At 66.9% G+C, this 22,402-nt stretch carries 17 protein-coding genes, 1 other RNA gene, 5 pseudogenes and 1 riboswitch; of the genes and pseudogenes, 17 read left to right on the top strand and 6 right to left on the bottom strand.

Going from position 1 to position 22,402, the window contains the following annotated elements; all coding sequences use genetic code 11:
• Positions 1-10: 10 nt before the first annotated feature.
• Both LRS03_RS26705 and LRS03_RS26700 read right to left on the bottom strand, forming a co-directional pair.
• A pseudogene (locus tag LRS03_RS26705) lies at positions 11-1,186 on the bottom strand (TonB-dependent receptor domain-containing protein); the annotation flags it as partial.
• Positions 1,187-1,322: 136 nt separating this feature from the next.
• Positions 1,323-1,745: pseudogene (locus LRS03_RS26700) on the bottom strand (TonB-dependent receptor); the annotation flags it as partial.
• A gap of 73 nt (positions 1,746-1,818) precedes the next feature.
• A riboswitch (cobalamin riboswitch) is annotated at positions 1,819-2,051 on the bottom strand.
• 50 nt (positions 2,052-2,101) lie between these two features.
• Between LRS03_RS26700 and LRS03_RS01630 the strand changes: the two are divergent.
• The 4 genes and pseudogenes from LRS03_RS01630 (at position 2,102) to LRS03_RS01620 (ending at position 3,461) form a co-directional block, all read left to right on the top strand.
• Positions 2,102-2,343, top strand: a pseudogene (locus tag LRS03_RS01630) (cell division protein ZapB).
• Entirely contained in the window at positions 2,340-2,666 is a 327-nt protein-coding gene (locus LRS03_RS01625) for a cell division protein ZapA (RefSeq protein ID WP_257823560.1), read from the top strand. Before LRS03_RS01630 ends, LRS03_RS01625 begins: the two are co-directional and overlap by 4 nt.
• Positions 2,667-2,705: 39 nt before the next feature.
• Positions 2,706-2,887, top strand: a non-coding RNA gene (gene ssrS / locus LRS03_RS27005) — 6S RNA.
• 106 nt (positions 2,888-2,993) lie between these two features.
• Positions 2,994-3,461, top strand: coding sequence for an EVE domain-containing protein (locus tag LRS03_RS01620; RefSeq protein ID WP_257823559.1), 468 nt, complete (start codon positions 2,994-2,996; stop codon positions 3,459-3,461).
• 17 nt (positions 3,462-3,478) lie between these two features.
• Here LRS03_RS01620 and LRS03_RS01615 read toward each other — a convergent pair whose 3' ends face one another.
• Positions 3,479-4,510 carry a sensor domain-containing diguanylate cyclase gene (locus LRS03_RS01615; RefSeq protein ID WP_257823558.1) on the bottom strand — a complete coding sequence of 344 codons (1,032 nt, stop codon included), beginning with the start codon at positions 4,508-4,510 and terminating at the stop codon, positions 3,479-3,481.
• 342 nt (positions 4,511-4,852) lie between these two features.
• Here LRS03_RS01615 and LRS03_RS01610 point away from each other — a divergent pair, with 342 nt between their 5' ends.
• Positions 4,853-6,133, top strand: a complete 1,281-nt coding sequence (locus LRS03_RS01610; RefSeq protein WP_257823557.1) for an MFS transporter — start codon at positions 4,853-4,855, stop codon at positions 6,131-6,133.
• On the opposite strand, the gene LRS03_RS26480 is transcribed toward LRS03_RS01610, so the two are convergent.
• Positions 6,090-6,440 (bottom strand): serine/threonine-protein kinase, encoded by a 351-nt coding sequence (locus LRS03_RS26480; protein WP_308296378.1) that lies wholly within the window; start codon positions 6,438-6,440, stop codon positions 6,090-6,092. The two genes, LRS03_RS01610 and LRS03_RS26480, sit on opposite strands and share 44 nt — an antisense overlap.
• Positions 6,437-7,792, bottom strand: a complete 1,356-nt coding sequence (locus LRS03_RS01605; protein ID WP_308296377.1) for a bifunctional protein-serine/threonine kinase/phosphatase — start codon at positions 7,790-7,792, stop codon at positions 6,437-6,439. The genes LRS03_RS26480 and LRS03_RS01605 overlap by 4 nt, the downstream gene beginning before the upstream one ends.
• A 168-nt stretch (positions 7,793-7,960) precedes the next feature.
• On the opposite strand from LRS03_RS01605, the gene nirB reads away from it, so the two are divergent.
• The 6 genes from nirB (at position 7,961) to LRS03_RS01575 (ending at position 16,623) form a co-directional block, all read left to right on the top strand.
• A complete protein-coding gene (nirB, locus tag LRS03_RS01600) occupies positions 7,961-10,408 on the top strand; it encodes a nitrite reductase large subunit NirB (protein ID WP_257823556.1) in 2,448 nt (815 codons plus the stop codon).
• A gap of 28 nt (positions 10,409-10,436) precedes the next feature.
• Positions 10,437-10,862 carry a nitrite reductase small subunit NirD gene (gene nirD, locus LRS03_RS01595; RefSeq protein WP_257823555.1) on the top strand — a complete coding sequence of 142 codons (426 nt, stop codon included), beginning with the start codon at positions 10,437-10,439 and terminating at the stop codon, positions 10,860-10,862.
• Positions 10,863-10,878: 16 nt separating this feature from the next.
• Positions 10,879-13,644 carry a nitrate reductase gene (locus LRS03_RS01590; RefSeq protein WP_257823554.1) on the top strand — a complete coding sequence of 922 codons (2,766 nt, stop codon included), beginning with the start codon at positions 10,879-10,881 and terminating at the stop codon, positions 13,642-13,644.
• 65 nt (positions 13,645-13,709) lie between these two features.
• Entirely contained in the window at positions 13,710-14,663 is a 954-nt protein-coding gene (ybiB, locus tag LRS03_RS01585) for a DNA-binding protein YbiB (protein WP_257823553.1), read from the top strand.
• Complete coding sequence (gene cobA / locus LRS03_RS01580; RefSeq protein WP_257823552.1) at positions 14,660-15,439, top strand: uroporphyrinogen-III C-methyltransferase; 780 nt, start codon at positions 14,660-14,662, stop codon at positions 15,437-15,439. The genes ybiB and cobA overlap by 4 nt, the downstream gene beginning before the upstream one ends.
• 50 nt (positions 15,440-15,489) lie before the next feature.
• The gene (locus LRS03_RS01575; protein ID WP_257823551.1) at positions 15,490-16,623 is read left to right on the top strand and encodes a sterol desaturase family protein; all 1,134 of its coding nucleotides are present in this window, start codon (positions 15,490-15,492) and stop codon (positions 16,621-16,623) included.
• Here LRS03_RS01575 and LRS03_RS01570 read toward each other — a convergent pair.
• Positions 16,607-17,767: an MFS transporter gene (locus LRS03_RS01570; RefSeq protein ID WP_257823550.1), complete on the bottom strand. Its 1,161-nt coding sequence runs from the start codon at positions 17,765-17,767 to the stop codon at positions 16,607-16,609. The genes LRS03_RS01575 and LRS03_RS01570 overlap by 17 nt on opposite strands.
• Positions 17,768-17,806: 39 nt before the next feature.
• Between LRS03_RS01570 and LRS03_RS01565 the strand changes: the two are divergent.
• From LRS03_RS01565 to LRS03_RS01540, 6 genes and pseudogenes are all read left to right on the top strand, one after another.
• Positions 17,807-19,033, top strand: a pseudogene (locus tag LRS03_RS01565) (BaiN/RdsA family NAD(P)/FAD-dependent oxidoreductase).
• Between the two features lie 148 nt (positions 19,034-19,181).
• Positions 19,182-19,394, top strand: a complete 213-nt coding sequence (rpsU, locus tag LRS03_RS01560; RefSeq protein WP_047503026.1) for a 30S ribosomal protein S21 — start codon at positions 19,182-19,184, stop codon at positions 19,392-19,394.
• 78 nt (positions 19,395-19,472) lie between these two features.
• Positions 19,473-19,919, top strand: a complete 447-nt coding sequence (locus LRS03_RS01555; protein WP_257823549.1) for a GatB/YqeY domain-containing protein — start codon at positions 19,473-19,475, stop codon at positions 19,917-19,919.
• Between the two features lie 10 nt (positions 19,920-19,929).
• Positions 19,930-20,274, top strand: coding sequence for a protein tyrosine phosphatase family protein (locus LRS03_RS01550; protein WP_257823548.1), 345 nt, complete (start codon positions 19,930-19,932; stop codon positions 20,272-20,274).
• Positions 20,275-20,289: 15 nt separating this feature from the next.
• Positions 20,290-21,675 (top strand): cache domain-containing protein, encoded by a 1,386-nt coding sequence (locus tag LRS03_RS01545; RefSeq protein ID WP_257823547.1) that lies wholly within the window; start codon positions 20,290-20,292, stop codon positions 21,673-21,675.
• A pseudogene (locus LRS03_RS01540) lies at positions 21,672-22,314 on the top strand (response regulator transcription factor). The gene LRS03_RS01545 and the pseudogene LRS03_RS01540 overlap by 4 nt, the downstream one beginning before the upstream one ends.
• The last annotated feature ends 88 nt before the right edge of the window (positions 22,315-22,402 follow it).

Here is a 22,402-nt window from a genome sequence, read left to right as displayed (position 1 = left end):
TGGGCGATTGTGACGACACCGTGTTCACGAGCACCCCGACCATGTGGCTTGCGAGCGGCTTCCAGTCGACCCCGAGCGACGCGGTGTAGCGCGGGGTGAGCGCGATGCGGTTGCCGTCATAGGGGCCGTCGGTGAACTCGGCACGGCGCGCGCTGGCGTTGGCCCACACGAGCCAGGCGCGATCGAGCTGCTGGCGCGTTTCCAGCTCGACGCCCTGGCGCACTGTCGGCTCGAAGTTGACGTTGGCGCCCGGGCCGAACGGGCCCGGCGCCTCCGGGTTGTAGCCGATCTCCTGGCGCAAGGCGCTGTGGTAGCCGCGCACATCGAAGCGGCCGCCGCGCCAGCCCATGCGAAAGCCCAGCTCCGCATCGCGCGAGGTCTGCGGCTCGAGCGTGGCCCCGATCGCGGTGAAGCCGATCTCGTCGACGTTCGGGAAGCGGAAGCTGCGGCCGAGATTGCCGTAGAGCGACATCGTCTGGCCGACGGGTTGCACGACGCCGAGGTTCCAGGCGTTGAAGCGCTGGTCGACGTTGGCGATGGGCGGGCCGAAGTTGGTCTTGTCGGCGCTCTGGCGTCGAACGCCAAGCGAAATCACCGTGCCCCACGGGGTCGCGAGGTCGTCCTTCACATAGAACCCGCGCGACTCCTGTTCCGCCGAGCCACCGAAGTTGTCGGCACGTTTCCAGGCATCGTCGTCGACGCCTGCAATCACGGTGTTGGTGAACCCACCGATGGGCGCGCTGTGATGGACCCGCAGGCTGCGGTTGCGGGCCTCGATGTTGTAGGCGTAGGTACCGCTCGTCACGCTCTCCAAGGCCTTGTTGCGCTGGCCGGCATCAAGAGAGACCTGGAAGTCGCCGAAGCTGGCGGCCGCGAACACGCCGTTGCGCTGGTTGTCGACGCTTGCCCGATCGTTGGGCCGGTTGGTCTGGGTCGGGTCGGCGTGGTACTGCGCCGTGGTCAGTGCCCCCGGCAAGCCGGTCTGGAGTGCATCTTGCGCGTGCCGCGCGCCGATGCGCAACCCGTCGTTGCGCCATTGCGCGGCCAGGCTGCGGCCATCGGTCGACGACGCGAAGTTGCGGCGGTGCCCTTGGGTGTCTCGCGCGTTGAGCGACGCATCGAGCGAGAAACCGTCTTTCACGACCGTGGCCGAGCTGCGCGCCTCCAACAGCGAATGGCTGCCCATCGCGAGGTAGCCCTGCCCCGCACTGCCGCGCGGCTTGCCGCTCGCGGCCTTGGTTGTGATGACGATCGCACCGGCCGTGCCCCCCCTCGCCGTAGAGCACCGCTGCCGTGCCGCCACGCACCACCTCGATGGTGTCGACCGAATCGATGGGGATGCCGGCCAGGCGCGTGCCGCCCATGTCGGCCTCGCTGAAGCGCACGCCGTCGACGATCACGATCTGGTTGCTGTCGGCCGTGGTGCCGAAGCCGCGCAGGTCGAGCTGGTAGTCGCCGCCTCCGTAGAAGTCCTGCCGTCCGGGCACACCCAGAAGCTTCATCAGGGCATCGTTGACGCTGACCGCGCCGCTGTCGCGGATCTGCTCTGCCGTCAGCACGCTCACGCTGAACGACAGGCGGCTGGCGTCCTCGGGGAAACGGGTGGCCGTCACGGTGACGGGCGGGAGGGTCGGTGTCTGAGCCTGAGCGGCAACGCAGGCCAGGGCCAGTGCAGACAAGGAAAGGGCGGGCGAAGACAAACGCGCAGCGGCAGACCGTGCCGAAGCGCGCAGAGCGGAACTCATCATGGGAAAACTCACGTCAACAGACCGTGCGCGCCGGCTTCCCCGCCAGCACACACCTCATGGCATGCGTGACACGCATGCCGCCTCGTTGGCCGGTATCCGGGCTGGCAGACATCCCATGCGACCTTCCCAGTGCCGTGAGGCTCCAGTGGTGTTTGCACATGAGCGAAGGGGTGGCCTTCGTCCGCTTACCGTTGCGGGGGCAGCGCAGGTGGGTGCTCGGCCCGTGGGGCGTTGCGACCTCTGCTTCCCGTTTAACTGTGCCGATGTGAAAACCGGCACGGGCACCAACCCGCGGATTGTAAGCAGCCGAGGAGGCCGCCCTACAATGAGGCAACGCAACCTTCCGGCACCCCATGTCGAAGATCCAGGACCTTGCAGACCGCGTCGAGCGCCTGCTGCTGCGGCACGAGGAGCCCAACGCACCAACGAGTTGCTGGAACGGCAGGTGGCGCAACTCACGCAAGAGCGCGACAACCTGCGCTCGCGGCTGAACGCCGCACGCAGCCGCATCGATGCCCTGCTCGACCGATTGCCGGTCGACGCACCCGCCGGCGAAACCCATAACGACGGCCGCAACGAAGGTGACCGCGCATGAAGCAGATGGAAGTGACCATCATGGGCCAGAGCTACATCCTCGGCTGCCCTGAGGGTGGAGAGGTCTCGTTGCTCGAAGCGGTGGGCAGCGTGGACCGCGAGATGAGCGCCATCCGCGACGCAGGCCGTGTCAAGGCGCGCGAGCGGATCGCCGTGTTGGCGGCCCTCAACCTCGCGTATGCGCTGGCCGAGCGCCCCCTGCCCGCCGTCGCCCCTACACCTGTTGCGGGAAGTGCGCCAGACGCACCTCTTGGCAACGTGGACATCGACGCGCTCATCCAGCGCCTCGACCAAGCCCTTGGTGCCGACGGCCAATTGCTCTGAAGTCATGGTGTCGCCACGAGGCGGCGCGTAAACTTCGCAGCGTCCGTTGCGTTCGCGTGAGTCTTATATTTCCTTGAACCGATGCGCGTAAGCGCCAGGGCTTGGAACATCGCCTGGCAGGTGTGATCGTCTCGCGTCAGATGAACCCGAAGCCACGCTGACCTCGCCCACCTGAACCAGCCTGGGTTCAGGAATGCGGCTCACGGTTCGCGACGGACACCTTTATCGACAACAACACTTGCGCGAGCCCGAGCGCCCGGCCGCTCCGAAGCCGGGCGAGATCCCCTCTGGGGATCGGCCGGTGTACTCGCCGGACGAGGGGCTGACATGCCAAAACAACAATACTGGCTCATGAAGAGTGAGCCGAGTGAGTGTTCCATCGACGATCTCGCCGCCGCCAAGAACCAGACCGTGCCGTGGTTCGGCGTGCGCAACTACCAGGCGCGCAACTACATGCGCGACCAGATGCAGGTCGGCGACGGCGTTCTGTTCTACCACTCGTCGTGCCCGGAGCCGGGCATCGTGGGCCTCGCCACCGTGTCGAGCACGCCCTACCCCGACGACACCCAATTCGACAAGAAGAGCCACTACTACGACGAGAAGTCCACGCGCGAGGAGCCGCGCTGGATGCTGGTCGACGTGACGCTCGATCGAAAGACGCGGCTGCTGTCGCTCCCCGAGTTGCGCGAGGCGCCCGAACTCGCGGACATGATCATCCTGAAGAAGGGCAATCGTCTCTCGATCACGCCGGTGACGGCGGCCGAATGGAAAGCGGTGTTGAAGCGGCTCGGCTGACCCGGACCGAAACGCGCTCAGGCCTCGAAACGGATGCTGGCGAGGGTGACGTGATTGCCGCCGCGCTTCTGCGCCTGTGACAAGGCGGTGTCGGCGGCCTGCAGCAAGTCTTCCTGCGTATGAGCGGTGTGCGGAAAGCTTGCCACGCCCATCGAGACGGTGAAGCCGAGATCCTGGCCGTTCAGCATCACGAGCTGCGTGGCGCACTGGCGGCGCAGGCCTTCCATGCGCGCATGCGCGGTCGCCAGGCCCACCCCTGACAGCAGCACGGCAAAACGGTCTTCACTGAGCCGGCAGGAGGCGTCCATCGCACGAGTGTTACTGCGCAGCAGGCGGCCTAGCGCCTCCAGCACCCGCTTGCGCCCTTCGCTGCCCGAGGCGCGTGCCGCTTCGCCGAGCGGATCGAGCGCCACCGAGACGAGTGCGAACTCGCGGTGCTCGCGTGACGACAGGTCCACTTCGCGCCGCAGTTGATCGTCGAAGTGACCGCGCTGGTACAGGCCGGTGGCGCTGTCGCGCAACCCGTGGTCCTGCATCTCTCGGCGCAGGGACTCGTTGGCCTGCTGCTGCTCCTCGAGCTGGCGCAGGGCCAGCTGCAGCTGGCTTTCGGACTGGCGCTGGGCGGTCAGGTCTTGCCAGATACAACAGAGGTACCGGGGCGCCGCGCCATCGGCCGACGGCAACGCCAGGCGCGTCACCGAAAACTCTCGCCGCACGCCACCCTGCTCCAGGCGGTGCTCGCTGACCTGGGGCACGGTCTGCACCATCGCCGACTGGTCGGCGGTGCGCAGTGCAGCACAGGCCTGGGGATCGGCCCAGTCTTCGTCGACCAGACCCTCGGCCGAGCGCCCGAGAAGGCTTTGCATGCGAGCGTTGGCGTGCACGTAGCGGCCGGTGGTCGCATCCTTGATGGCGAACATGGCCTCGGCACGGTCCAACAGGCTCATGGCCACCACGCCCCAGGCTTGCGGCGCCAAACCAAGCGCAGCCGTCAAGGCCTGGGCCTGGTCGGCACGCGCAGACAGTGCCTGCTGGTGGGTGTCGGTCATTCCTTGTCTCGTCGGTGCCCGCAGGCCGCCAGCGGCGGCAGAAGTGCCCTGCCGGTGATTAGCGCACCGGGCACGGCGGCTTGAAAACCCCTAGGTTGATCGATCATAGCGGTGGTGTTTCGAGGTGCAGACCGCCCACCACATGTGCGGGGCGTGAGGATTTCGCACAAAAGCCGTGCCGGCAGGCACAGACTCAGAGCACGACCTCGGGCCGGCAATTTCGATGATCTCCAGGGCACCCCTGCATGCACCAGTTCGTATCGGCATCTGGCACGGGAATCGCTTGAAGACGCCCAACCTTCGAACATCGCCCCATAACCGGGCAAGCCGCAGAGGATCATCGTGTCAGGTTTCAAGAGCTTTCTGAAGTCGGGTCATGCCCCGACCTTGTTCGCGTCCTTTCTTTATTTCGACTTCTGCTTCGCCATCTGGGTCTTGAACGGCGCCATGGCACCGTTCATCAGCGAGACGTTCCAGCTTACTGCTGCCCAAAAAGGCTTCATGGTGTCGGTGCCAATCCTGGCCGGGGCCTTGATGCGCTTTCCGCTCGGCGTGCTGGCCCAGTACATCGGCCGCAAGAACGCGGCGATGGTGGAAATGGGTCTGATCGTGCTCGCACTGGGCTTCGGTTTCTTCTTCGTCAACAGCTACGACAGCGTGCTCGCGATGGGCGTGCTGCTGGGTATTGCCGGTGCGAGCTTCGGCGTGGCCTTGTCGCTCGGTTCGGGCTGGTTCCCGCCCAAGTACAAGGGCCTGGCCATGGGGATCGCCGGCGCCGGCAACTCGGGCACCGTGCTCGCCGTGCTGTTCGCGCCCCCGCTCGCGGCCAAGTTCGGCTGGTCGACCGTGTACGGCCTGGCCGCCTGCACCATGCTGCTGCCGATGGCCGTGATGTGGTTCGCCGCCAAGGAGCCGCCGGATCGCGAGCACCAGACCTTCCGCGAGCACATCGCCTGCCTGTTCGAGAAAGACGGCTGGGCCTTCAGCCTGATCTACATCATCACCTTCGGCGGCTTCATCGGTCTCGCGAGCTTCCTGCCCACCTACTTCTACGACCAGTTCAAGGTCACCAAGGTCGAAGCCGGCCAGCTCACCATGCTGGCCACGCTGATGGGCTCGGCCGTGCGGGTGGTCGGCGGCTACATCTCCGACCGCATCGGCGGCATCAACACCTTGAGCGCCGTGCTGATCCTGGTGGCCGTGACCCTGGTGCTGTGCGGCTTTGCCAGCAGCTCGGTGGCCGTGACCACGCTGCTCTTCATGCTGTGTTTCGCCGCGCTCGGTGCCGGCAACGGCGCCCTCTTCCAGCTGGTGCCGCTGCGCTGGCCGCTCACCACGGCCGTGGCCGGCTCCATGATCGGGGAGGTCGGCGCGCTGGGCGGCGGCTTCCTGCCCAACGCGATGGGACAGTCGAAGCAATACACCGGCACCTACCTCTGGGGCTTCGTCTCGTTTGCCGTGCTGGCGCTTGCGATGCTCGTGATGCTGCGCATGGTGCAGATCCGCTGGACACGCACCTGGGCTGAAAAGGGCGGCCGCGCCCGGCCAGTGCCGGCCACCGCGCCTGCCACCGCCTCTGCTAGCGCGGCAGGAAAAGCAGCCAGTACACCAGCAATGCGTTGAAGAGGACCGACACCGCCAGCGCGACCTTCCACAGCAAGGTGGGGTCGCGCACCAGCAGCGGTGTGGCCCCATGCGACGACAACGGGCGCGACGCCCCGCGCTGCAACGCCAGCTCGAACTCTTCCGCCGTCTCGAAGCGCAGCTTCTTGTCGAAGGCAACCGCCTTGAGCACGATGTGGTCGAGCCAGATCGGCACATCGGGCCGCAAGCGCGACGGCGGCTTCGGCGGGCGGCGGTAGCGCTGCGTCTGGTAGGGCTCGATCTCGCCAAAGGGCAGGTGCCCGGTGAGAAGCTGGTACAGCGTCACGCCCAGCGCAAAAGATCGGTCTGGGCGTCGACGGGCTGGTCGTCCCACAACTCCGGGTTCATGTAGCTGGGCGTGCCGGCATGCAGGCTGCGCTGCTCGGTCGGCTCGTTGCCCGAGACGGCCACGCCGAGGTCGAGCAGGCGCAACTGCCCGTCGTCGCCGAGGTGCAGATTGCCGGGCTTGATGTCGCGGTGCACGACACCCAGCCGATGCAGCTTGCCGATCGCACGCGACGCGGCCAGCGCCCACGCAAGCACATCGGCCACCGGCAAGCCCGCCGAGCCGCGCTGCGCGGCCAGGTGCTGTTCGAGCGTCTGCCCGGTGTGCCAGTCGAAGACCAGATAGAAGGCGCTCGCATCGAGCACCTCATGCAAGGCGACGAAGCCGGTGCTGCCGCGCTCGTTGACCCGCGTGCCGAGCCAGGCTTCGTGCGCCAGCATCGCCCGCTCCTGCGGATCGCTCGCGCGTGAAGGGTGCAGTGTCTTGAGCGCCCGCAGCGACTTGGTCTGCACATGGCGCACCTGATAGAGCAGGTGCACGCCGGTGTCGGCCACGAGCGCGGTGACCACATGGCCGTCGATCTCGTCACCCACCTTGAGCCGCGGCGGCACCGGCAGGTGCCGGCTGCGCACGATCGCATCTTCGAGGCGTGAACGGGCAAGGCCGAGCACGCGCACAACGAGCACCGTAGCGTTGTCCTGTGTGCCTGCGGCCAGCGCGGCCTGTGCGATGGCCTCGCTCGCCTCTTGCGCGGTGCCCTGCTCCAGCAGCTTGAGCATCTGCGCCTGCGGCACCTTGGTGTGAACTCCGTCGGACACGAGCACGAACACATCGCCCAGGTGCAACTCGTCTTGCAGGTAATCGACGCGGATGGCGTCGTCCTGCCCCATCGCGCGGGTGAGCTGGCTGCGCAGGTCGGGGTGCTCGAGGGCATGGTCCTGAGTGAGCCGGCGACATGCACCATCACGCACCAGATAGGCCCGTGTGTCCCCAACATGGGCCACGGTCCAGGTCTGGCCACGCAGTGCGAGGGCCGTCAGGGTACTCATCGCGGCGCCGTTGTGGCGGCGATTGTGGGTGGCAAGCCAGCTGTTTTGCGCGCTGATGATGCGATCGAGCACCACACTGGTGTCCCAGGTGGGGGGCGCACCGAAATAGTCTTCGACCACCGCACGCACACTCGTCTGGGCCGCCATGCGGCCCTCGCCGCCCATCGAGACCCCATCGGCGATCGCCGCGATGAAGCCCAGTTCCTCCTCGTGAGGCGCAGGCTTGCAAGCACCGACGAAATCCTCGTTCTCCTGTCTCGGCCCACGCTCGCTGGCGTGGCCCACATCGATGTCAAAGCTCATGTTGGTGCACCCGCGTGGGGCGTCTGTGATTTACCTCACCTTGGAAGCAAGACGCTTGCCCGCAAAGGGTGCGCTGGGCACCAGATTGCAGCCGTGAGCGTGGTGCGCGCTGGCACCGTGTTTGCTAACTATGCCGCCATACAGAACCCGCGACTGAGGATGTGCTGCATGAAGAAGATGAAGTTGGTGATGGTCGGCAATGGCATGGCAGGGGTGCGCACCCTCGAAGAGCTGTTGAAGATTGCGCCCGATCTGTATGACATCACGGTGTTCGGCGCGGAGCCGCACCCGAACTACAACCGCATCCTCTTGTCGCCCGTGCTCGCCGGCGAGCAGACGCTCGAAGAGATCGTGCTCAACCCGCTGAGCTGGTACGAAGAGAACAACATCAAGCTGCACCTCGGCAAGAAAGTCGTCGACGTCGATCGCCGCAACCGCATCGTGAAGGCCGCCGATGGCACCGAAGAGTCGTACGACCGCCTGCTGATCGCCACCGGCTCCAACCCCTTCATCCTGCCGGTGCCCGGCAAGGACCTCGAAGGCGTGATCGCCTACCGCGACATCGCCGACACCAACACCATGATCGAGGCCGCGCAGAAGTACAAGCACGCGGTCGTGATCGGCGGCGGCCTGCTCGGCCTGGAAGCCGCCAACGGCCTGATGCTGCGCGGCATGCAGGTCACGGTCGTCCACATCATGCCGTGGCTCATGGAGCGCCAGCTCGACGACACCGCCGGCAAGCTGCTGCAGAAGTCGCTCGAATCGCGCGGCCTCAAGTTCATGATCGGTGCCAGCACGCAGGCGCTGATCGGCGACCAAGACGGCGGCAAGGCCGGCCGCGTGATGGCCGTGCAGTTCAAGGACGGCACCGAGGTGCCCGCCGACCTGGTGGTGATGGCCGCCGGCATCCGCCCCAACACCGAGCTGGCCGAAAAGATCGGCCTGCATTGCAACCGCGGCATCGTCGTCAACGACACGATGCAGACGATCACCGACCCGCGCATCTACTCCATCGGCGAATGCGCCGCGCACCGCGGCATCGCCTACGGCCTGGTGGCCCCGCTCTTCGAGCAAGGCAAGGTGTGCGCGACGCACCTGGCCGAGTTCGGCATCGGCCGCTACACCGGCTCGCAGACCAGCACCAAGCTCAAGGTCACCGGCATCGACCTCTTCTCCGCCGGCGACTTCATGGGCGGCGAAGGCTGCGAAGAGATCGTGATGAGCGACCCCTACGGCGGCGTCTACAAGAAGCTCGTCATCAAGGACGACAAGCTCATCGGCGCCTGCATGTACGGAGACACGGTCGACGGCAGCTGGTACTTCAAGCTGCTGCGCGAAGGCCGCAAGATCGCCGACATCCGCGACAAGCTGATGTTCGGCGAGTCCAACATCGGCGACACCGGCCACCAGGGCCACAACAAGGCCGCGGCGATGGCCGATGCCGATGAAGTGTGCGGCTGCAACGGCATCACCAAGGGCAGCATCTGCAAGGCCATCAAGGAGAAGGGCCTGTTCACGTTGGAAGAGGTGCGCAAGCACACCAAGGCATCGGCCTCCTGCGGCTCGTGCACGGGCCTGGTCGAGCAGCTCATCATGTTCACCGCCGGTGGTGACTATTCGGCCGCCCCAAAGAAGAAGGCCATGTGCGGCTGCACCGACGCCAGCCACCAGGAAGTGCGTGATGCCATCCGCGAGCGCAAGCTGCTCACCATCTCCGACACCTACAAGGCGATGAACTGGCGCACGCCCAACGGCTGCTCCAGTTGCCGACCGGCCGTCAACTACTACCTCATCAGCACCTGGCCCAAGGAGGCCAAGGACGACCCGCAGTCGCGCTTCATCAACGAGCGCAGCCACGCCAACATCCAGAAGGATGGCACCTACTCCGTGGTGCCGCGCATGTGGGGCGGCGAGACCACTGCGGCCGAGCTGCGCCGCATCGCCGATGCGGTCGACAAGTACAAGATCCCGACCGTCAAGGTCACCGGCGGCCAGCGCATCGACCTGCTGGGCGTGAAGAAGGAAGACCTGGTCAACGTCTGGAAAGACATCGGCATGCCCTCGGGCCACGCCTACGCCAAGGCGCTGCGCACGGTGAAGACGTGTGTTGGCAGCGAGTGGTGCCGCATGGGCACGCAAGACAGCACCCAGATGGGCAAGGACCTGGAGCGTGCGATGTGGCGCATGTACGCGCCGCACAAGGTGAAGTTCGCCGTCTCGGGCTGCCCGCGCAACTGCGCCGAGTCGGGCATCAAGGACGTGGGCATCATCGGCGTCGACTCCGGCTGGGAGATGTACATCGCCGGCAACGGTGGCATCAAGACCGAGGTGGCGCACTTCCTCGTCAAGCTCAAGACAGCAGATGAGGTGCTGGAGTACACCGGTGCGTTCTGCGGCTTCTATCGCCAGGAGGGCTGGTACCTGGAGCGCACCGTCCACTACGTGAACCGCGTCGGCCTCGACTACGTGAAGAAGCGCATCCTCGACGACCACGAGGGCCGCAAGGCGCTGTGGGCGCAGCTGCAGTACGCGCTCGACGGCGAACCCGATCCGTGGTTCGAGTTCGACAAGGCGCAGGTCGACACGCGCCAGTTCACGCCGATCCAGACGGTCTGATCACCTTTCATTGCCTTTCGAGAACCACATGCCCAACTGGACCCTCATCTGCCGCGTCGACGACATCAGCCCCCTGGGCTCGCGACGCGTGGCACGCCCGAAGGGCGCCGCCGTGGCCGTCTTCCGCGCCCAGGGCGACCAGATCTTCGCCATCCTCGACCGCTGTCCGCACAAGGGCGGGCCGCTCAGCCAGGGCATCGTCTTCGGCACGAGCGTCGCCTGCCCGCTGCACAACATGAACATCGGCCTCGACGACGGCCTCGTCAAGGAGCCCGACGAAGGCTGCGTGCCCAAGTTCGCCGTGAAGGTAGAAGGCGGGACGATCTACCTCGACGCCGACGAACTCGACTCGCTGGGCACCGACCTCCCCCTGCCGGTGGCGGGCCCGTGCGCCACGCGCGGGACCATCGGCGGCGGCCAGGTCATCGAGGTGCACACGCCGCACTCGGCCTGAACGAGGACGCGCCCCGATGCTCGAAACCCGCACGACCTGCCCTTACTGCGGCGTCGGCTGCGGCGTCATCGTCGAAAGCGACGGGGCGCAGATCACCGGCGTGCGCGGTGATCCGGAGCACCCTGCCAACTTCGGCCGGCTCTGCACGAAAGGTTCGACGCTGCACCACACGGCCGCCCGGCCCATCACGCTGCAGGCCCGCCTGCTGCACCCGGCGCAGCGGCTGTCACGGCAGAGCGCGCCGCAGCCGGTGAGCTGGGACGCGGCGCTCACGCTCGCCGCCGATCGCTTCGCCCGCACGATTCGCGAGCACGGGCCCGATGCCGTGGGCTTCTACATCTCGGGCCAGCTGCTGACCGAGGACTACTACGTCTTCAACAAGCTGGCCAAGGGACTCGTCGGCACCAACAACATCGACACCAACTCGCGCCTGTGCATGAGCAGCGCGGTCGCCGGCTACAAGGCCACGCTGGGCGCCGACGCGCCGCCGGCCTGCTACGACGACGTCAACCACGCCAGCACGCTCTTCATCACTGGCTCCAACACCGCGTTCGCCCACCCCATCCTCTTCCGTCGCATCGAAGACGCGAAGCGTGCCAACCCGGCGATGAAGGTGATCGTCGCCGACCCGCGTCGCACCGAGACGGCCGAGTTCGCCGACCTGTACCTGCCCATCCTGCCGGGCACCGACGTCGCGCTGTACCACGGCATGCTGCACGTGATGCTGTGGGAGGGTCTGGTCGACCACGCCTACATCAGCGCCCACACCCGCGGCTTCGAGGCCTTGCGCAACCGCGTGCGCGACTTCACGCCGAAGGAGGTGGCGAAGCTCTGTGGCATTGCCGAAAACGATCTTCTGCAGGCTGCGCGCTGGTTCGCCGATGCAAAGAGTCGCACGCTCTCGCTCTACTGCCAGGGCCTCAACCAGAGCAGCAGCGGCACCGACAAGAACGCCGCCCTCATCAACCTGCACCTGGCCACCGGCCAGATCGGCAAGCCGGGCGCCGGCCCCTTCTCGCTCACCGGCCAGCCCAACGCGATGGGCGGACGCGAAGTGGGGGGCCTCGCCAACCTGCTGAGCGCGCACCGCGACATGGGCAATGCCGAGCACCGCGCCGAGGTGGCGCGGCTGTGGGGCGTGGAGGATGTGCCGAGCACGCCGGGCAAGTCGGCGGTCGAGATGTTCGAAGCGGCCGCCGACGGCCAGATCAAGGCGCTGTGGATCGCGTGCACGAACCCGGCCCAGTCCATGCCCGACCAGGCCACCGTGCACCGCGCGCTGGAGCGCGCCGCGTTCGTGGTGGTGCAAGAAGCCTTCTCGACCACGGCCACCTGCCAGTACGCGGACCTGCTGCTGCCCGCCACCACCTGGGGCGAGAAGGACGGCACGGTGACCAACAGCGAGCGCTGTATCAGCCGCGTGCGCCCGGCCGTGCCGAAGCCCGGCGAAACCCGGCACGACTGGGACATCGCGGTCGACTTCGCCCGCCGCCTGGAGCAGCAGCTGCGCCCTGGCCAGCCCACGCTCTTCGCGTATGACACGCCCGAGTCGGTGTGGGTCGAGCACCGCGAGAGCACCCGTGGCCGCGACCTCGACATCACCGGCCTCAGCTACGCGCGGCTCGAGCAAGCGCCGGCGCAATGGCCCTTCAAAGAAGGCGACGCCCAGGGCAAGCTGCGCCTCTACGAAGACGGCCTCTTCCCGACCGCCGATGGCCGCGCGATGTTCGCCGACGTGACCTACGAGCCGGTGGCCGAACCTCGCGACGCGCGCTACCCGTTCTCGCTCACCACCGGCCGCCTGCGCGACCAGTGGCACGGCATGAGCCGCACCGGCACCATCGGCAGGCTCTTCGGCCACGTGCCGGAGCCGGTGGTCGAGATGAATGCGCACGACCTCACCCGCCTCAAGCTCAGCGAAGGCGACCTCGTCCACGTGTCCTCGCGCCGCGGCAGCGTCGTGCTGCCGGTGCAGGCGAGCGCGCAGATCGCGGCCACGCAGGCCTTCATCGGCATGCACTGGGGCGAGGAGTTCCTCTCCGGCAGCAGCGGCACCGGATCGCGTGTCCACGGCGTCAATGTGCTGACCACGCCGGCGTTCTGCCCCAAGTCCAAACAGCCCGGATTCAAGCACACGGCGGTGAAGGTGCTGAAGGCCGAACTGCCGTGGCGCCTGCTCGGCGTGGCCTGGCTGCCCGACGACGAGGCCATCTCGGCACGCGAACGCCTGAAGTCGGTCATGGCAGCCTTCGCCTACGCCAGTTGCGTGCCCTTCGGCCGCGACCGCAGCGGCGTGCTGTTCCGCGCCGCCGCCTACGAGGCACCGCCTGACGAGCTCGTGATGCAGGTCGAGAACACGCTTGGCCTGGGCGGTGCCGACGTGCTGCACTACGCCGACAAGCGCCGCGGGCAGCGCCGCACGATGCGGCTCGCACACGCCGGTGACCAGACCCGCCTTGAGGGCTTCGTGCTCGCAGGCGACATCAGCGCCGAGACCTGGATCAAGCCCCTGCTGCAGGACGAGCTGCCCGCCCAGGCCTATGGCCGCCTGCTGCTCGTGCCGGGCGCGCGCGCGCCGGTGGCGGTGCAGGCGCGTGGCCGCCAGGTCTGCACCTGCTTCAACGTGGCAGAGCCCGAGATCGTCGCCGCGCTGCAGGGCTGCCAGGGCTCGCCCGAGCAGCAGCTTGCGCAGCTGCAGGACTCGCTGAAGTGCGGCACGAATTGCGGTTCGTGCATCCCGGAATTGAAGCGTCTCGTGCGCGGGCAGCTCAACGCCGCCTGAAAATTCGCAAGACCAGGGCCGAAGATGGCCCGGGTCTTGCGAATGCAGTTCCAGGGACACATCACATGAGCATCAGCCACTACATCAAGGAAATCGGCCGCGGCAAGGAAGGCGCCCGCGCGTTGAAGCGTGAACAGGCGCACGACCTGATGAGCCAGGTGCTCGACGGGAAGGTCACCGACCTCGAACTCGGCGCTTTCGCATTGGCGATGCGCATCAAGGGCGAGACCATCGACGAAACCGCGGGCTTCCTGCAGGCCACCACCGAGCGCTGCCTGCCGATCGCCACCACCCGCCCGGCCGTCGTGCTGCCCTCGTACAACGGCGCACGCAAGCTGCCCAACCTCACGCCACTGCTGGCGCTGCTGCTGGCGCAGGAAGACATCCCCGTGCTCGTGCACGGCATGCCCGAAGACCCGGGCCGTGTCACCACCGCCGAGATCTTTCACGACCTCGGCCTGCCGATTGCGCGCGACGCCGCCGACGTGGCCGCAGCCTGGGCGCGCCACGAGCCGGTGTACATCCGCACCGATGTGCTGTGCCCACCGCTCGCGCGCCTGCTCGACGCCCGCTGGACCATCGGCCTGCGCAATTCCGGCCACACGGTCGCCAAGCTGCTCGACCCGTGCCCAGCCGGCAGTGCAATGCGCGTCGTCAACTACACCCATCCGGAATATGCGCAGATGCTCACCGGCTTCCTGCAGCACACCGTCGCCAACGCGGTGTTGATGCGCGGCACCGAAGGCGAGCCGGTGGCCGACCCGCGCCGCCTTCCAAAGCTCGATGTCTTCATCGACGGCGTGCTGCGCAGCGACCTCTCGGTGGCCGCCCATGACGGCGTGCTGCGCGAACTGCCGGTGCTGCCGCGCACCTGCGATGCGGCCACCACCGCGATGTACATCCAGTCGGTGATCAGCGGCGAGAAGCCCGCGCCAGCACCTCTCACGCAGCAGGTCGCCTGCCTGCGGTCGTCACTCGAAGCCCTTGCCCACGCCCACCCTCAGGAGAAATCGGCATGACTCCCGCAGCAGTACCCCGCCCCGTCGTCACGCTGGTGGGCGCAGGCCCCGGCGACCCGGACCTGCTGACCGTCAAGGCGGTGCGCGCGATTCGCGCCGCCACGGTGTTGCTGGTCGACGACCTGGTGGGCGATGGCGTACTGCGCTATGCACGCCGCAGCACGCGCATCGTGCGTGTGGGCAAGCGTGGAGGCTGCGCCAGCACGCCGCAGGCCTTCATCGAGAAGCTGATGGCTGCCGAAGCCTTGAAGGGCGAACGTGTCGTGCGGCTCAAGGGCGGCGACCCGTTCGTCTTCGGCCGTGGCGGTGAAGAAGTCGAGCACCTGCGCGAGCTGGGCATCGAGGTCGCGGTGGTCAACGGCATCACCTCGGGCCTGGCGGCGGTCACTTCGCTGAACGTGCCGCTCACCCACCGCGACCATGCACACGGCGTGATCTTCGTCACCGGCCATGCGAAGGAGCACGGCCGCTCGCCCGACTGGGCCACGCTCGCCGCGGCTGCCGCGCAAGGCCTCACGCTCGTCATCTACATGGGCGTGGCGCAGGCCGGCCACCTGCAGCAAGGCCTGCTCGAAGGCCTGGGCCGCTCGACGCCGATCGCCGTGGTGCAGCACGCGAGCCTGCCGCACCAGCGCCACGCCGTCGGCACGCTGGGCGACCTGGCGGGCCTGATCGAGCGCGAAGGACTCGGCAGCCCGGCCATCATCGTGGTCGGCGACGTGCTGCGGGGCCTGGCCGCCCTGCCCCTCGAAAGAGGGGCGGTCCACGCGGCCTGAGCGAGTTCGCCAACACGATAATCCCCGCGTTTCACAGACGGAGGGGACCGATGCTCGAACTGGAAAAACTCAACCAGCTCACCGAATCCCACGGCGAGCTGCGCCGCGGCAAGGGCATGGTGACCGGCGTGATCGCGCTGGTGCTGTCCATGCTGTGCTTCCTGGGCGTGCTGGCCTTCCACTTCCCGCAGTACCTGACGACGCCTGAGCTTCGCAAGAGCTACGACGTCAACGTGATCCGCACCATCATGCTGGTGGCCATCGGCATCTCGGGCGGGCTCTCGCTCTTCAACCTCATCCGCGGCCGCAACCGCTGGCTGGCGCTGTGGACCTTCGGGCTGGTGGCGCTCACGCTGCTGCTCGGCGGCCACAAGGTGGAGGTCGACCCCAACTTTCCCGACCACACGCCTTACATCGGCCTCGACTGGTTCATCCTCGACCTGCTCGGCTCCACGCTGATCTTCATCTTCATCGAGAAGATGTGGGCACTGCGTAAAGACCAGCCCGTCTTCCGCGCCGAGTGGCAGACCGACATGCACCACTTCATCGTGAACCACATGGTGGTGGGCTTCATCCTGCTGGCGACCAACCTGCTGGTGCACAAGCTCTTCGGCTGGGCCGCGCACGATGGGATCCGCGGCTTCGTGGCGGGGCTCAACTTCTGGGTCGCCCTCTTCCTCATCATCCTCATCGCCGACCTCGTGCAGTACTGGACGCACCGCGCCTACCACGAGGTGCCGCTGCTGTGGCGCTTGCATGCGGTGCACCACAGCGTGAAGAGCATGGACTGGCTGGCCGGCTCGCGCCAGCACATCCTCGAGCTGCTCATCACCCGCACGCTGGTGCTGGCGCCGATCTACGTGCTGGGCTTCAGCAAGCAGGTGATCGACGCCTACATCATCGTGGTGGGCTTCCAGGCGGTGTTCAACCACGCCAACGTGAGCGTGCGGCTCGGGCCGCTGCGCTATCTGATCGTCACGCCCAACTTCCACCACTGGCACCACTCACAGGACGACGAGGCGATCGACAAGAACTACGCCGCGCACTTCGCCTTCCTCGATTACCTCTTCGGCACCGCAGTGAAGTCAGACCGCGAGTGGCCGGCCCGGTACGGGGTCGTTGGCGACTACGTGCCCAACGGCTTCTGGAAGCAGGTCAAGTTTCCGTTCACCTGGAAGGGCTGAGCGCCTTCGGGGCGGCGAGCGCGAGGATCGCCGCAAAGACCGCGACCGAGGCAAGCCCCACGGTCAGCGAGGAATGCTCGGCAATCACGCCGATCAAGGGCGGGCCGGCCATCATCCCGAAGTAGCCGACCGACGCGACCACAGCGATGCCGTGGGCCGGGTTGGCATCGAGCTTGGCGGCAGTGCCGAAGAGCACAGGCACCACGTTCGCAAACCCGAGGCCCACGAGCGCGAAGCCGATGAGTGTGGCCACGGGGTGGGCGATCAGCAGCACCGCCGCCATCGCCACCGTTGCGAGGGCAGCGCTGCTGCTCATCAAGACAGCAGGCGACACCCGGTCACGCACCCAGTCGCCGCCGAAACGGGCGGCGGCCATCGCACCGCTGAAGCTGGCATAGGCCAGTGCCGCGAAGTCGGGCGCACTCTTCAGCTCTTGCGTCATGTAGAGCACGCTCCAGTCGTACATCGCGCCTTCCGCGATCAGGCCGAGCGCGGCCAGGACGCCGAGCAGCCCGAGCGCTCCGCGCGGCAAGGCAAAACCGTGCCCCTGCTGCGACGAGCCGGCCACGGTCTGCAGCATCACCATGCCCGCCAGCAGCACGAAGGCGCCTGAGGCGAGCGAGGTCACCACGAGATGCGTCTCGGGCAAGACGGCGCGGGCGAGCAATGCGCTGCCCAACCCGGCCCCCACCATGCCGCCCAGACTGAACATCGCGTGGAAGCCGCTCATGAGGTTGCGCTCGCGCAGACTCTCGAGCTCACTGGCCGCCGCGTTGATCGACACGTCGAGCAGGCTCATGCCGATGCCGAACACGACCATCAGCACCAGCAGCACGGCGTAACTCTGGCTCGCGAGCAGCGCGACGAGGCTTCCTGCGCAGAGGACACCCGACAGCATCGCCATGCGTCGCGGCCCCTGGCGACCGACGATGCGCCCGGCCTGGGTCAAAGTCAGCACGGCGCCGACACCGGAGGCCAGCATCGCCATCGCGAGCGCCTGCTCGCCCAGTCCGTAGTGCTGCTTGACCGTGGGCACGTGGATGCCCCAGGTGGCAAACAACGCCCCGGCAATGAAGAACTGGGCACGCACGGCGATCGTCGCGCGCAGGAGGGCATGGTCGGAAACGCGCGCAACGAGGCTCATGGGGCGGCGATTCTAGGAATCGCTCGTGATAATCGTGCGATGGGGAGATTCGACGCGGTGGTGATCGGCGGTGGCGCGGCAGGCCTGTTCTGCGCCGGCATGGCGGGGCAGCTCGGCGCCAAAGTCCTGCTGATCGACCACAGCGAGAAGGTGGCGGAGAAGATCCGCATCTCCGGCGGCGGCCGATGCAACTTCACCAACCGCGATGCCGGCCCCGCCAACTTCCTTTCGGCCAACCCACATTTCTGCCGCTCGGCGCTCGCACGCTACACGCCGCAAGACTTCATCACCCTGGTGCAGCGCCATCGCATCGCCTGGCATGAGAAGCACAAGGGCCAGCTCTTCTGCGACGAGTCATCGGAAGACATCATCGGCATGCTGCTGCGCGAGTGCGACCAAGGCAACGTGACACGCCGGCATGGCTGTGCGGTGCAGGCCGTTCGCGCGAATGGCAAGGGCTTCGAGACTCGACACCGACGAGGGCGTCATCCAGACAGCCAAGGTGGTCGTGGCCACGGGCGGCCTTTCCATCCCCAAGATCGGCGCCACCGACTTCGGCTACCGCCTGGCGCGCCAGTTCGGCCACCACATCGTCGACACCCGGCCGGCCCTGGTGCCGCTGACCTTCGATCCGGTGAGCTGGGCGCCGTTTGCGGCCATGTCGGGGCTGTCGCTGCCGGTCGAGATCCACACCGGCCCGGCCAAGGGCAAGGGTGGCATGTCGTTCCTCGAAGACCTGCTCTTCACCCATCGCGGCCTGAGCGGCCCCGCCGTGCTGCAGATTTCGAGCTACTGGCAGCTCGGAACTCCCTTGCGGATCGACCTCGCACCGAGCCTCGACCTGGCTGCACACCTGACCGCGGCCAAATCGGGCTCCCGGCGGCAGGTGTCGACCGAGCTGGGCGCCATCGTTCCGCAGCGCCTGGCCGAAGGCTGGCTCGCGCGCCAGCCCGGCCTGGGCACCCGCCCGCTTGCCGAGCTACGCGACAAAGACATCCGAGCGCTGGCCGACGGACTGCAGGGTTGGGAACTCAAACCCTCCGGCACCGAGGGCTACCGCAAGGCCGAGGTCACCGCCGGGGGCGTCGACACCCGCGAGACTTCAGCTCCCAGACCCTGGAAAGCCGCCTGATCCCCGGCCTCTTCTTCATCGGCGAGGTGGTCGACGTGACCGGCTGGCTCGGTGGTTACAACTTTCAGTGGGCCTGGGCCAGTGCTGCCGCATGCGCCCAAGCCCTGGCCGCACCATCTCAGAGCGCCCACTAACCTGCGCTTGCATGCCAGGATTCCCTGGCTATAATCGCCGTCTTTGCTGGCAAAACCCGCGTGTCGATTCCCCACGCCCTGAGGCTGGATTCCGGAACCTCCACTTCAGGAAAACCGGGCGAACACCGAGCGCACAACACCTGGATCTATGACTTCTATTCGCGTCAAAGAAAACGAACCGTTCGACGTGGCCCTGCGCCGCTTCAAGCGCACGATTGAAAAGCTGGGCCTGCTGACCGACCTGCGCGCCCGCGAGTTCTACGAAAAGCCCACCGCCGAGCGCAAGCGCAAGAAGGCCGCCGCGGTGAAGCGCCACTTCAAGCGCATCCGCAGCATGCAGCTGCCCAAGCGCCTGTACTGATCCACGCGGATCCCCGGCAAAGCCCGCACCAAGCGGGCTTTGTTGTTTCTAATCGCTGAAAACCTGGAGAACGGTGCCATGAGCCTGAAAGACCAGATCACCGAAGACATGAAGTCCGCCATGCGGGCGAAGGAAGCCGACCGCCTGCTGACCATCCGCGGGCTCATGGCCGCGATGAAGCAGAAAGAGGTCGACGAGCGCGTGACTCTCGATGACGCCGCCATCATCGGCATCGTCGACAAGCTCATCAAGCAGCGCAAGGATTCGATCAGCCAGTTCGCCGCTGCCGGCCGCACCGACCTCGTCGACAAGGAAACGGCAGAACTGAAGGTGCTCGAAACCTACCTGCCCCAGCGCATGAGCGCCGACGAGATCAGCGCCGAAGTGGCCAAGATCGTGGCGAGCCTTGACGCCAAGGGTCCCGGCGACATGGGCAAGGTCATGGGTGCGGTGAAGGCCCAGCTCGCCGGCAAGGCCGACATGGGCCTGGTCTCCGCCGCCGTCAAACAAGCGCTTGCACGCTGAGGTCCCTGCCATGACAACTCCCCATGTGATGCCCGTGGCGGCTGATGTGTGCGTCGCCCCCCAGCTCGACCCGTCGGCCATGGCCTGGGCCGCGCAAAACGGCTTCAAGAGCGTAGTGAACAACCGCCCCGACTTCGAAGGCGGCCCCGACCAGCCGACCAATGCCGACATCGAAGCCGCCGCCCGCGCGGCCGGCCTCGAGTACGCCTTCCTGCCGGTGAACGGCGGTTACCAGTCGCCGGAAGAGATCGCGCGCTTCGCGGAGCTGCTGCGCACAATGCCCCGCCCCTTGCTCGCGTTCTGCCGCTCGGGCGCACGCTCGGGCAACCTCTATCAAGCAGCCGTGAATCTGTAGTTGGCGGCGCCTGCCATGCGCCTCAGGCTCAAGGTCTTCCTGCTGGCCGTGATCCCGCTGCTGGCCTCTGTGGCCATGATCGCCTGGGCGGTGAGACAGCAGGAGAAAAGCCTCTCCGAGCGCGAACGCGCGCTGGCCGAGTCGACCTACATGGCCAACAAGGAAGCGGAGCTGCGCCACTACGTGGACCTTGCGCAGAGCGTGATCGCACCGCTCTACCAATCTGGCCGAGACGACGCTGCAACACGCGCCGAAGCGATGCGCCTGCTGGCGGCGCTCGACTACGGTGCCGACGGCTATTTCTTCCTCTACGACCTCGACGGGCGCAACCTCATGCACCCCCGCCAGCCCGAGCTGAGGGGCCGCAACCTCTGGGACCTGCGCGACGCCAAGGGCCAGCCCATCATCCAGCAGCTCATCGCCAAGGCACGCAGCGGCGGGGGCTATGTGCACTACGTCTGGCAGAAGCCGTCCACCCAGCAGATCACGCCCAAGCTCGGCTACGTGGTCGAGCTGCCGCGCTGGAACTGGATGCTTGGCACCGGCCTCTACCTCGACGACATCCACGCGACGCTGGCTCAGATCGACCAACAGGTCAGCGACAACGTGCGCACCACCATGTGGTGGATCGCCGGCATTGCGCTGGCAGGCATTGCCGTGCTCGGAGCGGGCGGCCTCGCCTTCAACCTGAGCGAGTCACGCGAGGCCGACCACAAGCTGCGCCTGCTCGCACGCCAGGTGGTGAAGTCGCAGGAAGACGAACGTGCCCACCTCTCACGCGAGCTGCACGATGGCACCAGTCAGACGCTTGTCTCGATCAAGCTGCTGCTCGAATCGGCACAGGCGCAGCTGGGCCGCGAGGCGGCGCAACCTCGCGGCCCGCTCAGCAGGGCATTGGTGCGACTGAACGAAGCGCTGCACGAAGTTCGCAACATCTCGCACCGGCTGCGCCCCGCCGAACTCGATGTGCTCGGACTTCCAGCTGCACTCGAACAGATGGGCCGCGAATTCAGCGAGCACAGCGAAATGGCCTTCGACATGCGCCTTGGCGGAACCGCCTCGCCGCTGCCCGATGCGGTGGGCACGGTGCTCTTCCGGGTGACGCAAGAGGCCTTGACCAACATCGAGAAACACGCCGACGCCGGCCAGGTGCAACTGCGCTTGATCTTCGGCGCCACCGGCGTGCGCTTGCGCATTGCCGACGATGGCCGAGGTTTCGACGCTCAGGCGGTGGCGCTCGACCCGCGCCGGGGCATCGGCCTGCGCAACATGCGAGAGCGGGTCGAATCCATCGGCGGCAGCTTCCGGTTGCGCTCTCGTCCTGGCCGCACCGAGGTCGTCGCCGACGTCCCGGCGACCGCCATCCGCCGCCTGTCCACCCCCGATCAACTCGCCGCATGACCACCCTACCCACCCGCGTCGCCATCGTCGACGATCACCCGCTGGTGCGAGACGGACTCAAGTCGCGCCTGTCGTCTCACTCGGCGCTCACCCTCGTGGGCGAAGCCGACAATGCGCTGGACGCGCTGGCGATGATCGAACGCTCGTCGCCCGACCTGGTGCTGATGGACGTGGGCATGAAAGGCACCAACGGCATCGAGACTCACGGCGCAATTGCTGAAGCTGTATCCACGGCTGCTCGTGCTGATGCTCAGCATGTACGACAACCCTGAGTACGTGAACCGCGCCATCCAGGCCGGCGCGCGAGGCTACGTGCTGAAAGACGCGCCGTCCGGCGAAATCATCGAGGCGATCGACGCCATCAACGCCGGCCGCACCTACCTGAGTGCCGCAATCTCCGGGCGGATGTCACGTTCGCAGGTCCCCCGGCCGGTGCTGTCGCTGCGCGAGAGCGAAATACTTGCCGGCTTGGCACGCGGGCATGCCAGCCGCCAGATCGCCGAAAGCCTGGGCCTGAGCGTGCGCACGGTTGAAACCCATCGCCAGAACATCAAGCGCAAGCTGGGGCTGGAAGGGCAAGCCGAACTGATCAAGTACGCGGTCGAGCGATGCCGCAACTTCCCCACGGAAAGCTCGTAGAACCACTTAGCGGAAAGACCCGTGGCATGGCAGGGCTGGATCAGGTCTGATCCACGTGCCGCCGGTGCGCCTACGAGGCCTGCCGTGC

It is taken from the genome of Rhizobacter sp. J219, assembly GCF_024700055.1.
Lineage (GTDB): Bacteria > Pseudomonadota > Gammaproteobacteria > Burkholderiales > Burkholderiaceae_C > Rhizobacter.
The sequence above is the reverse complement of the archived record's forward strand: the minus strand, read 5'-3'. Positions and strand labels throughout refer to the sequence as shown.